A 15,439-nucleotide genomic window follows, 5' to 3' on the forward strand; every position below is an offset into this window, starting at 1 on the left:
TCGGGCCACCGAGATCCGTTGCGGCGTAACCACCGATGCTCCGATCCAAAGTCGCCCAATCGAAGCGCGGATCCCCCAACATCGCCCGCCCCCAACCGGTGACAAACGTCCCACCACGACGATCGATCACCAACTTGCTCAGCACGAGATTCCCGTGCAACAACTCGAACGGCACCTCCCGGACCGAATCGAGCCGACCCTGCAACACAGCAAACGGATAGTCAGGAATCTCCAACGCCGCGAACTTCTCCGCCCAACCCCCCCGCTTATTCGCATCGAGGACGAGCATCTCCTCCTCGATCAGATTACGCAGGACCTGGGCCATATCCCCGTCTTCCGGAGAACCGGGCAAATAATCCCGCAACGGCTCCAACGGAACCTTGCGCAACCGATACCGCAAAAGACGAAGACGGTGCAGGATCTGCTTCTGCCTCTGGACCAGGCCGGTGCGGGTCACCATGTCACCGGGCTCCAGCTGTTTGATCAGCGCCGGCCTCGACGCACCCAACACCCGGCCATCCGGCAACTGCAAACCCGACACCACCTGCAACAATCTCGGAACGCCTTGAACTCTGTTGTGGGCCAACCACTCCAATGTCACATGCTCCGGAATACGCTTACCCTCATCGACCAGGCCCAGATCCTCCTTCGGCACGCTCACCACAAGACCATCGAACGCAAAATTACGGCTACCCTCACCACCCAACGGCCTACCGAGACGAATCGCGCGCTCCGCCACCACACGGGCTATATCGTCGGGCATCAACGGCCCACGCCTGCTACCCAAAAATTCGTAATTCGCCGCCGGACGCGACAATTCCTTCCGAGCCGCGCCACCCACACCACCAGAATCCGGCGACGCCACCTGTTCGGACTGCCCAGCATCTCCGCGCGCCCCACCACCACCGGTAGACTTGAGAACCCCGAACCGCCGCACCCGCGCACGCACCGACTCCCGCTTCACCTCACCCAAATGGTCACCCATGCCCACGATCCCGGACGGAAGACCGCGCCCTGACGGTTTATCCGCCGCCGTTGCAGGCGGCAATGAGACAGCGGGTTCGGACGCTGCGCTCCCGGCCGGTGCACCAGGCCCGGGCGTGGCAATCGACGCCTCGCGACCGACCGGCACCCCGACCCCGGTATCGCCGCCGCCCACCCACACGCCCAACCCTGGCCCGGGATCGAAGGCGGGCACTGTCGCCGAATCCGCCGGTCCGGACCGGGAGGGTGGTTCGTTGTTCGACGTGTTCGCTGACGGTTCGTCGTCGGGAGTGAGGATTTTGACGAACTCGTCCCAGGTCAGCGAGCCGTTCACCTGCCAAAGCCGATCACGACAGACCTCGAGGCTGTCCCACAGGCCGATCAGGATGGCGCTGCGCTGATCCGGGGTCAGGTCGTGGGTGAGCAGTTTGATCACGTCGTGCACGACCCGTTGGATATGCCCGAAGTCCAGGAACTTGTAGAAGTTCGGCGTATAGGCGCCTGGTATCAGCAACTTTCCGCTACGGAGATAGGCGATCGCGTCGTCTTGCGACCGCCGACCCCACCTGGCCAGCTCCCAGTCGACGAGCCCGGCCACCCGGTCCTGATGGACATGCTCATTGTCCAGGTTGCGGTCGCCGTGAATCACTTGGCCGCGTTCCGGCTCGAAGGAATTCGGGTCGATCGGCGCGAACGGCAGCTCCGGCACGCCCAACGCGGCGAATTTCTCCCGCAGCCCGGGATGCTGTCGCAGGTGCTTTCGCAGCACCCACATCTCGAACATGTTGTCATATTCGACCTGTTCGGCGACGTCGTCGTTCATCGGCGGCAGCGGCAGTTCCGGCGCCATCCGCTGCGGCCGGGGCAACGCCGTCCGAGGCACCTTGGCCAGCTGATTTTGTAGCCGTGTCGCCGTATCCTGGAGGATCTTCCACAGCCCTTGCGCCTCCAGTTTCGACGGCGGATGACCGTTGACGTAGCGGAAGATCTGTTTCTTACCCTCGGGGGTCTGGATTTCGGCCAACAGCCTCGGCGCGAGTTCCACCTTGTGCGCTACCAGGGCCGCGAGTACCCGAGACTCGTGTTCCGGCGCCCAAAACCGGAAATCCACGTCGCCGGGCGCGACGGGTTTCGCCTCGCGCACCCAGAAGCTGTCGACGACGTCGGCGCCCGTGTTGTGCATTCCCGCGAGACGTTTCGGAGCGCGCTTGGCAATGTCGGTCAGCAACTTGGCGTCTCGCGTCGACATATCGACGCCGGTGTTCTTGTCCTCACCCTTCGCACGGTAGGCGCGGGAACTCAGGAAATGCCCGAGGTCGGTCTCCCATGGCTCGGAATAGAACTCGGTCATCGCCGCGGAGTTCCGCAACACGAGCGTGAATCCGTACTCGCGGGTCACTCCGTTGCGGTTGGGTTCCGCCTCGGTGACTTCCGTCGGCCCCACAATTCCGGCAAGGTCGGACAACAAATTTGGATGCGGTTCGACGGTTCCGTCGCCTCCGATCCAGATCCGCATGACCCGGTCCATCCACGGACCGCGAGTCTCCTGCACTCGCCACCACACCGGCCCGTTTGTCTCGCGTAGCACGTGCGACAACAACCCCTTGGTCGCCTGGCCGGCTTGTTCAGCCTGTTCCAGGGGCCAGTCGTGCATTCGCTGCACCATTCTGCGGCGGGCCAACTCAACTCGCAGCATCGTCTGCGCCGGGTCGAGTGATCGCCCGTTTTCTCGCAATATATTTTTGTCCGCGATCGGCGGTAGGGGCAACGCGACCGACGAAGCACCGGTCGTGGCCGCAGTACTCTCGAAAACCTCACGCACTCGACGCATCGAACCTCGGGCGGACTGACCCCACAAGTCCAGCGCAGCGGCATAGTCGGTCAGATAGCGGGAGTCGTGCGCGACGCCGCCGCCACCAGCCCTGGCGTGTTCGGCAGTGCGGTCCAATACGTTGCTGATCGACACGAATTTGCGCCATATGTCTACATTGTGGGTGGGAAAGGGGAGAGCAAGGTCGAATCGCGGAAGACTGGCCGTATCCAGAGCCGGATCGCCCAGCTCGGCGGAATGCCAATTTCCCACCACCATATCGTCAGAACTGGACGATTCAGCGAAGACACTGTGTAGGAGTTGTCCGTGAACAATGGACACCTCATCATCTATCATTTCATTCGCAGCAGCGATCACCGGCTCGAACGGATTGCACGGAATCGCCAAATCACCGGCGAGAGCGCGGAACTCCGCACGCCATTCTTCGTATTTCTGTAGCCTTTCTGACACCTTGTCACCCAGGTATTCCATTTTGCTGCGAGCGACTGGCTCACCCGGGACCAACAGTGTGCGAGTGGGAACCTGCGACAATATGGGTCGGAAGATACCGAGCACGTTGACCAGCAAGGTGTCGTTCTGACGGAACCTCGCTGGAGACACTCGCGGTCCCGCCGGAAGACGCGTAATCATGACCTCGACCACGCGTCCGTCGGGTGTCCGAACCCCACTCCGGGTTCGGATCACTCTCTGCAGGAACGGAACACCGTGTTCCAGCATGAGCCGCTGCAGCTCCGCCTGCGGCAGCGTCGCCTCGCGGGTCGGTACCTCGACCACGAAATCACCGACGATATAACGATCTACGCCGATGCCCTGCTCCCGACGTCCGAACAGGAACGCCGTCTCGATCAACGCATCGGCCGCATAGGTGCTCATCGATTTCAGACGGTCGCTGCCTCCCCACACCGCGTATTGCTTCGACGGCGACACGATTACCTGGCTTTGGCCGCTCGTGCGAGCATCGACAGTGCCCGGCATGGACAGTTGTGCGCGTAATAAACCGATCACCTGCGGCGTCAACCGAATTTCTAACCGGTGGGCGGTCGGCAGGTGAATATCCATCGCGGCCGCGGTCTGCTCCAGAGTGCGCCCTTCGAAGAAGCGAAGTTCAGCGAATTCACGGTCCGTCGAACGCCGCAACCGCGCGAGGCAGTGCTGCCGTACTTCGGCGGTGGTGCGCGGGCTGTTCACCAGAGCTGACATTCGGACGTCCAGGGGCCGGTCGTCGCCGTGCAGCTGGAAGTCCAGCCACTGCCATGCTCCGTTCACCAGCCCGCCGACGTCCGCGATATCGGGCAGGGCGGCAGGAAGCGCAGCCAGCGCTACCCCCCGCAGATACCGCGCCTCGGCGACGCGACGCATGTCCGGGGGAAGCAACGCCATCGCGCGGTGCACCGCGTCCGGGTCGTCGTGCACACCGTCGAGGACCGACCACTCGTGGTCCATCGCATCGGCCGGGACCACGACCGGCGCGGTCGAATCGGGTGGCGCCCCGGTGCCGCGCTCGAACTCCGTATTCTCGTCTTCGCCGTTGCGGCCCGAACCGGAGTCGGGCGTGGGCATATCGGTCGCGGCCGACTCACCGCGGCCCGCGGCCGGACCGTCGGGGAAAGCGTGCGTGACCCGACGTTCACCGTCGGAAACGAGCCGCACGTCGAAGACCTCATCGTTCCCGATATCCACCGTGCACAGGGTGAATTCCCATGACCATTCGGCCCACCCTTCGTCCCGATCGTCCAGCGCCGATGCGCTCACCGAGACGAACGATTCCTGCACCGGCTTCGGCAGCCTGTCCGAGGTGAACGGCGCCGACCCGGTGTAGAGCAATCGGACCTGCACAGACCGTCGCCCACGCGGATGCCAAACGTTCTCGACGAGCAGCTCCACCCGACCGTCTTCGGCGACCCGCAACGCATGTCGCACCGCACGACCCAGTGCGATCTGCGCAGCATGGCAGTGCTTAGCCTGTGCGGGCGACCACTCCGCCAAGAAGTGCCCCAGGAAACTGCCCGCCTCGCGCGCTGCGGCGGCCGCGCGGCCGCCGTCGAGCACCTCCCCCTCCGCCCGGACCACATGCCGGTGCCGACTCGACCGACCACCCGTGATCGGCGGCACCGCCCGGGCGGCCGCACTGTCCGCCACGGCCGCGAAAACTGCCGCACCATCCTCGGCGGGCAACCCCCACACGCGCCGTGCATCCTCGAACCGTGCCAGGTAACCCTGGTCCGGGTCGGGGCCTAGGTTGTCGACCGCCCGTTCGACGGCGACCCACACGGCGATCAGGTCCCGCCAGATAGCCATATTCGGGCCGTCGGATATACCAGGGACGGAAAGTGGTTGTTCGCAGTGTGATTCGAGGGCGGCCAGGTCGAACCCGCTCGGTCCCAGCCGAAGCGAATCCAATCCGGTGACGTCGACCAGGTTGCCATCAGCGTCGACCCACAGGTCCTGCGGTCTCAGTTCGGCTTGCAGCAGGCGTAGCTGTTCCTCTACGACGTCCGCTTCGCTGATCTCGTCGTAGGGCCGGTCCGCCGGCACCCCCAACCCGTCGAAGACTTCCGCCAAACCGGCCTCCCGCAAGTCCCGGAAAGAATGACCTCGGGAACTCGTTTCGCTCCGCAAAAAGCTTTCGACCTGATCCGGTCGTTCCTGTTCGGCGTAGTACAGGGCCGAGTCGGAGCGCCGAGCACGCAGCCAGTCCATCAAGTCATCCCGCGGTATCCGCTCCATCTGCCGCCACTGCTCCTGCAACGACGCCACGATGCGGTCCCCGTGCCGGGCGAGATCCTCCCGGGTAGCGGGGCGAGCGTCACGTTCATTACGCATCAACAGAATGCGAGTCGATTCGTCCGCCACGATCCCGCCCCGCAACCGAACCCCGCCCGACCACCCGTCGTGCTCCGTGACCTCTCCGCCCCGTCCACGGCCCGCCATGGCCTGGCCACCCAGCACATACAACACCGGAGACAGCCAGCCGACGCCGTGCCGGGCCAGGAACGCCGCCGCATCGTCGTGTCGAACATCTCGCAGGTGCGACGTGGGCGGAGCCTCGACCAACACTCGGTAGCCGCCGTAGGTGTAATAGACACCGTCGTGGTGCACCGACTTTTCGCCCAGACGGAGCACTTCCTCGGTGATCCACACGGCGTCGTCCACGGTCATGTCCCGACCGGCCCCTTCGGGCATGCCCACTGGGCGGAACTCATCCCCTGGCGGAAGTGCCGGTCGAGCTTCGGCCGAGACATCCCCCACTTCCTCGACCACGCTCGACAATCCAGGCGACACTGCCTGCGCAGTGCCAGACGCGACGTCCGCTGCTTCCTCGGCCACCTCGGCCACCTCGGAGGGGAGCTCCGGTTCCGCCCCCGTCGCGACGCCCGCCAATCGTTCGGCGGCAAACCACACAGCGAGGAATTGCATGTAGATCTCGGCGTTGCCGTCCAGATACTGCTGGGGCACCAAACCCGGGTGCTTGGTGGCCAACCAGGCCCACAACCAAGACTTATCGACCACACCCAGAGCACCGGTAACCCCCGAAACCTGATCATCGGCGAACAAGATATTCGTGCCATCGAACGCGATCGGCGCCAACTGCAACGGCCTGTCATCCAACTCATCGATACGAAGTTCCACGTGCCGCAACGCCTCTACCACGTCGACCGACCGCAACCCCTGCACCGCCACCCGATACGGTTCGAACGCCTCCCGAGCACGCCCGAGCATCAGCCGCAAGAAATCACGAGCAGTACGCGGAACACCAGAAACCACATCGCCCAACGCATCCCACGGCACTCGCGCCAACCGCCGCAACAGCAACTCACCGGTGTACCGAATCTCGTCGGCCATGGCCGACAAGGCATCGCCCTCCCGCGCGGCACCTGGCAACTTTCGGCTGACCAGCACCAAATTCGTCGCCCAGTCGCCCACCATCACTTCCGAACCCGGAAAGGCATGCAGGACCTGCGGCAACAACTCACGCATAGCCGGGGCGACCGCAATCGCCAGTCGATGCTCCCGGCCCGCGAACTGCCGCAGTCCTAGCGGATCGGCGCCGAACACGCTGTCGCGGTGAATATCCCAGCCGACCCAGACGTCATCGACGCCAGCACCCGCCCAATGCGCTCCCTCGACTACGTTCGCCCCCGGACCAGCGGCCATCCGCAGCGCATCCAGCGCGACCAGCGCGGACATCCTCGGACGATCGTCCCCCGCGGGGGCACCCATATGCCGATACCGCACCGCGGGCTCGCGCACCGTCCGATAGAAGATCGAGTCAGCCGGTCCCGCAGGCGTCTCGACGGCACTGATAGCACCCGGTGGATTCCGCACCCGCCCACCGTGCGGATCGTGATCCTGCTCGTAAAGCTCGGCCTGCTCGGAGATGCGTTGACGCAGGCGCTGATACAAAGAGTTCTCACCGTCGGTGAGGTCCAGCGGAGCATTCCAGTGGGGAACGAACCCGCGGACCTCGCCAATGGTGAAAGAATCCTCGATCGCAGCCTCCACGTCGAAAACTCCATCGCGAAAGCAGTAATCGGAGAACTGAGTACGCAACCAAGCATCGAAAGTCATCTCCGCGGGTACGTCGGAGGCGGCGAAAGTCTTTCTGAGTCCATCGACTTCCGGTCCTTGGAGCGGAAGCATCGCATGCAGCCACTGGCCGATCACGTGCAACAGAACCACCGGTATCGGGCGATCCCGCACCCCCTGACGCCACCCGGACCGGACGTCATCGCTCACCCTGTGATACAGATGGTCAAAAGAACCGACCCACAGTAGGTTCAACACAATTTCGCCAGAGTCCGGGACGCTGCTCGCGATCTCCTCGCCGTGGAGCGAATCCTCAGTGTATTCAGCCAGCACCAAAAACCGAGTCGCGACATCGCCACCTCGGGGTGCTCCGACCACCAGACGCGGCACCCCTCGCTCGGGATCCTTGGCCATCATCGCCAACACCGGGTATCTCCAGAACAGGATCTCGAAGGTCGCAACGCACTCTTGCACGACCTCAACCGGGACCGCCCGGTTGTCGAGCCCGAAAGTCCGCACACCCAGCGTGGTCAGCTGTCGCACGAGCAGAGCTTTGGCCTTCTGCTCCGCACCCGACGCTGATTTGTGAAGGGTCAACATATAGGTGACCCGAGCATCGGCATGCTCCGCCGCGGCAGCGGTCCGCCGCAGCAGAGCATGCAGCGCAACCGGACCCTGCCCAGCCGCGGCGCCGAGACGTTCCACCGCGGCGAACGAGTGGATCAACAGAGCACGCTTGTCGCGCACACCGGCACCCAGGCCCGACAGCTCACCGAATTGCGTTCCCAACCAGGCATCGAACGATGTCGAACGGTCGCCGGTTTGGAACAGTTCATTCAAGGTCAACAGCACCGAATCGACAGCCCGCTCGTCGGCCACCAACGTCAACGCCTCGGCAACCGCCCTGTCGACTATTCCACGCACCGGGTCCTCGGCCTGACCATGCACCGGGCGCGATCCCATCAGCTGCGCCCAGTTACGCGCCAACAATTCGGGATCTTCGAGATACAAAGTGTTGAACGTAATCGACCGGGCGAAGGACCAAGGCTCCGCCAGCCCATGCTCCCGAACCTCCACACCCTTCTCGACACGCCAGAACACATCCGGCTCCATCGGTACGAAGTCCACAACACGGACATCGAACCCGACCTGGTCGACCAGAGCACGCACCAGACGACGCGCGATATCCAACTTCATATCCTCGTCGAGGCCCTTGGTTTTGAAGCCTTTGCCGACACGAATGCCGTGTCTAAGCAACCGAACATCGGCAGCCTCGCCCGAGTCGCGGATCACTAGCGGTACTCGTTTGAGACCTTTCCAGCCCAGCTGGCCGAGCTCCTTGATCTGGCCCTCCAGCCGACGAGCCGCCTTGTAATCGCCAGCGGACTGCAAACGGACTCGCCGGCTCGACAGGGTTATTTGGGCCCGCCCTATCCGTTCCCCGGGTGGGTCCGACAGCTGCACCGGGCCGAGATCGAACTCGCCGAAGTTGGTGCGAGGGCGCTTGACCGGCGCGGCGTAATCGTGAGTGCCCGCCGGGTCGCCCGCAAGCATGCGGTCGCCGGGTTCGCCGTCGACCGACGACCGACCCGCCGGCGGGTCCGATTCCGGTCGGTCCGCGGACGCGGCATCGCCGGAACCGCCATTGCCCGGTAGCGGCACCGCGTCCGCGCCGTCGCCGCTGTGCGCGGTCACCTGTCCCGGATCGTATGGGCCGGAGTGGTTCTCGATCGTGTGGTTCGTCCGCTCGACATGGGCCAGATCCAGCCCGAGAGGGGAGAACTTCGCGAGCTTACGATCCGTCGGCCTGGTCGAGGCCGGGCCCATCGCGGTGTAGCCGATCACTCCCGGATTCTGTTCACCGAGGATCGGCGCGATCGACGCATCCGCGGCGTCATCCGGACGTGATTCAACGTCCTCCGACGTGGGTAGTACCTCAGCCCCACCCGCTGGACCGCCCGTAGGCGCCGGTCCAGGATCCAGCGGTAGCGCGGAGCCGTCGTCGCCTTCGTCCTCGTCGGGCCGCTCCGTCTCGGCGGCCGATTCGGCCAGTCGCGCTTGATACGCCATGTCCGCGTATCGCACCACCAGGTCGTGCAAGAACCGCTCACCAGCGGACGCCGCCGACTCGTCATGCGCCACCACACAGAACGCCCCGAACACGGCCGCGCGATAATCGAAGGTGCCGTCGTCCCTGCGTGCATAACTGCCGAACTCATCCCACAGCGCGGCCTCGAACGCATTGGCATTCCAATCCCGACCCGCGTTGAACCGCTCGACCAACTTCCCCTGGGCGTACTGGACCGCCCGTTTGTCACCCGCTTTGATCATCGCGTCCGCGAACTGGCGGACCGCCAGACCGCGCCCAGGCTGGTCGACAGGACCCACCGCTCGCCTGGCCGCCACCAGGGCCGCCCAGTCGGCTACCAACTTCCCACGGTCGGTCGCCCACTCCGCACCCAACACGAACGCCTGCGTGTACGGCTTACCCGCCACGACACCCTGTTTCGCAAAGGCGATCTGCTTACTACTCCACACCACACCGACTCGCGCTTCCGCGACAACGATCTGCGGATACTTGGGCGCGTTCGTATAGATCGCGAACGCCCACTCCCGCGCCGTCTCGAGGTCGAACCCCTCGATATCGAACCCGGCCGGAGCGACCCCGACGGTATTGCGCAGCACCTCGCCGACCTCAACCGCGTTCGCGCAGTTGACGAACGGGTTCGCTACCGCCGACGTAGTTTCGAGGTGGTTGTGGATGACGTTTTCGTACGTTGCGTCGAGTACCTGCCTGATGTTCGGATTCGCGGGGTCGAGGACGCGGCCGACGGCGAGGAACGTTCGGTCGGTGATGTCGCGCGCCAGCCGCTGTTGATGTATGGCGTCGAGTGCGAGAGCACCGTGTTCGATTCGACTTTCGATATCGGATAGTGCGCGAGCGAACACCTCGGGCTCGAGGAACTCGCGCAGCAGCAGTTCCATGAATTCGGTGGTGACCGAATCCACTTCGGTGAAGTACTCCGCTTCCGACATGGTGTCCGCGCGAAGGAACAGTATCCGGATCATGGGATATCGGATGCCGTCCGGCAAGTTCAAGACGTCACCGCGACGCAGTTCGATCTGTATTCGGTCTGTCGACGCGCTCAGCGCTGCGGGCAGGATCTTGTCGACGACCTCTGCCGCGGTCGCTTCATCGGGCAGCAAATAGCGCACCAAACGCTGTTTCCAGGCCGATTCCCGATGTTCGGGGTGACCCGCACACGCGCTGATCGTCGGTCCTACCTCGTTGCACAGCACGACGAGACCACGGACTTGCCAGTCGATCCCGTCGGTCCACGGTCCCGGCGGACCGCCATTCATGCTGACCAGGTCGCCGGGCACGATATCGGGTGATATTCCGCTGTCGGCTCCGGTGATGTTGGCCGCGCCGGTGTCGACATCGGACCGGACCTGGTGCACGACCGGCTCGGGATTCCCCGCGTAGCAGCGATCGAGGAAATCCCGCGCATTCGTCATCCAGTGGCTCGCCGAGGGGTAAGGCGGCAACCGACGCCAACTGTTGTCGTGGGACAGCCCGATCGGACCAGGATTCCTCGATTGCTGTTCGAGGTGTTCGGATGGCTGGCCGGAATCGTCCGACAGATCTTGCCGGCCGAACGTACGCAACACTCCGCGGGCCTCCACGGCCAGTCGTTCGACGTCTTCTGGCGCGAGCCCCAACAGCCCGCTCCAGTCCGTGCCCATCGCTCGGTTGTGCAGATCCACCAGAGCCCCCAGTACCATGAAGGCGAACCCGCTGTCGCCGGGGATATCGGCGAATCCGATCTCGTCAATTCCCTTCTGCTGCTGAGCATCCGATGACAGCGTGCTTCTGGCGATGACCTGTAGTGCGGTCGAGACTTCGGCCGATGTCAGGCCGAGTGCCCGGGCGATTTCCGCCCCGTCGGGTTTGACCTTGTTTTCGTCGATGCTGCGGTTGAAGTAGGTGTAGACCCGGACCACTCGGGCTCGGGTCCGACTGTCCAGGCCCGGGAATTTCGATTCGATGTGCGACCGCAGCCGCACAGTCCGACACGCGTCCCAGGCGCGGATGTCGAACGTGTCGCCCGGGACATGGACCTTGATCGCAGTCCGAATCGCTTCGCGGAAGCGTTCGATGCGCAGTTCTTCGGGTTCGGGCAGTTCACGCCAGCGGTCTGCGGCGTCGCGCGCTATGTGCTCGTATCGCGCAAGGATCCGGTCCAGGATCGCCGAGTCTTGCGGTGCGTCGAGGAGCTGCCAGAAATCCTCGTCCTCGGGTCGGTCGCTGCGCGAGTATTCGGATACCAGAAAATGCTGCACCGCCGAACGCAACGTGTCACCAGGGACACCGAGGGCCGCACACCACCTCCGGACGAAGTCGAGGCTGACGACGCCACCGTTCTCGACTTTCTCGATCGTGCCGAGGTCGTGGCCGATGTGATCGGCGAGTTGCTGCCGGCGCATTTCATGGTGCACGAGGATCGCGGTGAGCCAGGCGCCTATCGACTCATGTTCCGGGTCGGTCGGGTCGGGAACCGGCCCGCGTCTGCCCAGCTCGCCCGACCCGTCGGTAGGCCGCCCATCGACCGATCCCGGCGCGAGGGCGCCTGTTTCGCCGTCTACCGCCGAACCGTCCGGCGGCTCGAACTCGACCGATCCGTCGCTGGTCGGGGTTTCCTCCCCGGTGTTGCCGGCGCCGGCCGGAGATTCGGGTGTCGAGTCCTGGGCGTTGCGGGAAGAGCCGCTTGGCAGATTCCAGAACACACTATCGCCATCATTGGCATCGTTGTGGTGGAAGGCCAGGGAGTAGTCGGTCAGAAGCGGTTGCTTCTTCTTGCCGGCGAGGCGGTAGGCGTTGGGGGCGAAGAAATCGAATCCGATGTGGCGGAACGCGTTGGTACCAGCGGGTGGTCCGCCGGCATCGGTCGAATTCGGGGAGGGGCGTGCGGTTCCATCGGAGGGGCCGGTGTCAGACCCGCTCTCGGCGAGCGGGCTGTCCAACGAGCCATGCGGCATCCGCTCGCGGCGGGGATTCGACAGATCATGGGAACGCTCTGTCAAGGGCTTCCTCGGCACGGGCGTCGCGTCGCCCTCTTCCTTGACGAAGAATCCGGCCCATACCTCTAGGGGATGGGCGGTCGCCCGCATGAGTCCGGAGTAGCGCCATTCTTTCGACTCGAACGGCCCGTGCAACGCCGAATCCCACACCACCATGAGGCCGTCGCCGACCACCCCGATTGCGCTCTCGGACCGACCTTGCCCGACCTTGCCGCCGCGGTCACCACCGCCGTCCATCGACATCACCACGACCAGGCGATACCGGCGATCCCAGCGATCCCACACCACGGCCACTGCGGTGTCTGCATCTCCCCGCCGCACTGCCGTCAGCACGCTCTTCAACGACGCCACGGACTCCAATTCCGTCCCGGCGATGAGTTCCAGGCGCTCCCAGTCCTCCCATATCCGGCCCGGTTCGATCGGAGCCGGAACGTCGTGCACGGGGACACCCGTCTCCTGCAAAGCCTGCGCAGTCCGCCGCAGCGCATCGTCCTCATAGCGCAGCGAACCGGGATGTGTGTCCCTAGCTGCGACACGCAGCACCTCCAGCAGCTCCGATCCGGCGTGCGGTACCGGATAGTCCTCACGCATCGCCGCGATAAGTGACTCCTCCCCCCACAACAACGGCGTCCCGAGCGCCAAGATCGCCGCCGTGAATTCGGATTCCGGTGCGGTCATCTGTCGCCCCAACAGATCGAGCAGCAACCGAAACTTGCGCAGCTGATCGTGATGCATCTGCGCGGCCAGCGCGCGCAGCACGGTGGCGGTCCTGGGTTTGACACCGTCTGGAACAGTGACCACCGGGACCGACTCGGCGAAACAGACCTCTGCCAGCTCTGCTTGGATAGCTAGCTCGTGGAGTCCGAATCGTACAGCCAGGCTGTCGAGCAACACCGGCCGTGCACGGTCGCGCAGCTCCGGATCGGCTGCTGTCGCCGCCTCCACCAACACCGGAGCGATCTTCCGCATCACGGAGTCTTGCAGAGATTGAAATTCCAAGGACGACAACGCGTGTAATGCCGTTGGCCGTCCCATGACGTCCATGGCCTCGCGGTCGGACAGACCCGCGATCCGCAACCGCAGGTAATCCGCCTCGTCCGGCTGGAGACGCTGGTACTCCGGCTCGCGACGCAACAAGACGGATCGCAGCGCGGAGACCACCACGGCCGGCGGACCGTCCGCCACGCTCGTCGACTCGGAGAACCAGGCAGGCAACCACTCTGCCGGGACCGACACGGTCGCAGGCTCGCCCCGCACCACCTTCTCACCGGGGCCGAGCAGGTAGATCTCGGCCAACCGCAGCAGCTCCGGTTTCCCATCCAGGCGTTCCCGCACCCCGGCCAAGGCGACTTCCAGCACAGCGAGGTCGGACTCGGGGATCGTCTCACCATTGCGGAAACGCAGTAGCACCTGGGTCTCTCGGAATTTCTCAGCGTCCGTGCGGTCCGCGTCGGCGACCGGCGCAACCGATACCGAACGCCCAGGGTCCGCGGCCCGACGAGGGTTCGGTGGCGCCAATACGTTGGCTATGGCTTGCATATGCACGATGACGACATCAGCTCCCGCGTCAGCCAACTTTTCCCGTTTGGGTAGCTTGTTCGCATAGCCGATGCTGCGGGCCTTGGCGGCAATGGCGCCGAGGATATCTGTGCCAGCCGTGTCCCCGATCAGAACGCAATCTTCGGGTGCTACGTTCAGAATTCTGGCTGCCGTAGTTACCGGGCTTCTGTGTGGCTTCATATAGTGCGGTACCGGGTGGCGCCCGACGACTATGTCCACACATTCGTCCAGCGTGCGGAGCTTGCTCAGCTTGCCCGATTCGTCCAGCTCGTGGAGCCTGAGGTACTCCCACACGGCCTCCGCGCAGTTGTTGGAGACAATAGCGACCTTCCCCCTGGCGGCGGCTGCCCGGAGCGCGGCGACTGCACCTGGAGTCGGAGGGCCGGCCCTTCGAGCAGCTTCGATTTCCTTCTGCTTGAGTTCTTCCTCTACCAGGCGCCCGAGCCAGCGACTGTGCTCGTGGACGATCTGGAGCACCTTCATCGGATCGCTGACGTTTTTCACTTTTTCGAAAAGTTTGATGTCATGCGGTTTGACGAGGTTCGCCAATTCTTTGGCGATTTTCCAGGCGGGATAGCCGCTGAAGAGATCCACGATGGGGCCGTCGAAGTCGAACAGGATGGCCTTGGACTGCTCGAGCAATCCCCGCAGAATTTGCATCCGCTCGTGAAACCGGCCGAACAATCTCGCCATATCCTCATGTGGCGAACCGACGACCAAGCTCGACTCGGGTTCGGAATGCGTGGGTGCCGACACACGCTGTCGGTCGGCCGGATCCGAAGAACTCTCGGTGCTCGCGCCATCGCCACCGAAGACATCGACGAGCAGTTGAGTCGACCCCGACAGCGGCAAGCCCCAAAGGCGACGGGCAGCAATAAAACTGACCTCATAAGTCTGCAGCTGACGCTGATCCAACGGCATCACCGTAGCGCGCAGAGCCGTCTTGATATGCAAGAAATCCTGGTAGAACCGGAAGTTCGGGCCACCGAGATGCGTCGGCACGAAACCACCGACGCTCAGATCCAGAGTCGCCCAATCAAGACCTGGATCACCCAGCATCGCCTGCCCCCACCCCGTGACGGCGGTGAGCGCGCTGCGGTCGAATACCAACTTGTCCAGCGTGAAACCCCCGTGCAGCAACTCGGACGGCACGTCACGAAGCGAATCGAGCCATTCCAGCAGCACCGCGTACGGTTCGTCAGGAATCTGCAACGCCTCGAACTTCTCAGCCCAGCCCACCTGTTTATTCGCGTCGAAGTCCCGCATCTCATCTACGATGAGGCTGCGCATGACCTCAGCCATATCTCCGTTCTTCAGGTTGTCGGGCAGATACTCCCGCAGCGGCTCCACCGACACATTCCGCACCTCATCCCGGAAAGCAGCGACTTCCCAAAGAATCCGATCCTGCATCTGAACCTGATCAGTACCCGTCGGAGTACGGCCAGCTGCCAACTG

1 protein-coding gene (only partly in view) is annotated in these 15,439 nt (G+C 64.0%); it reads right to left on the reverse strand.

The whole window is internal to an alpha/beta fold hydrolase gene (locus tag AB0B25_RS07320) on the reverse strand: the coding sequence, 151,173 nt in all, runs 13,658 nt past the left edge and 122,076 nt past the right edge, and what appears here is coding positions 122,077-137,515, spanning codon 40,693 (complete) through codon 45,839 (partial); reading right to left, the first codon wholly in view occupies window positions 15,437-15,439. The start codon and the stop codon both lie outside this window.

Source organism: Nocardia sp. NPDC049190 (assembly GCF_040648115.1).
Classification (GTDB): Bacteria; Actinomycetota; Actinomycetes; order Mycobacteriales; family Mycobacteriaceae; genus Nocardia.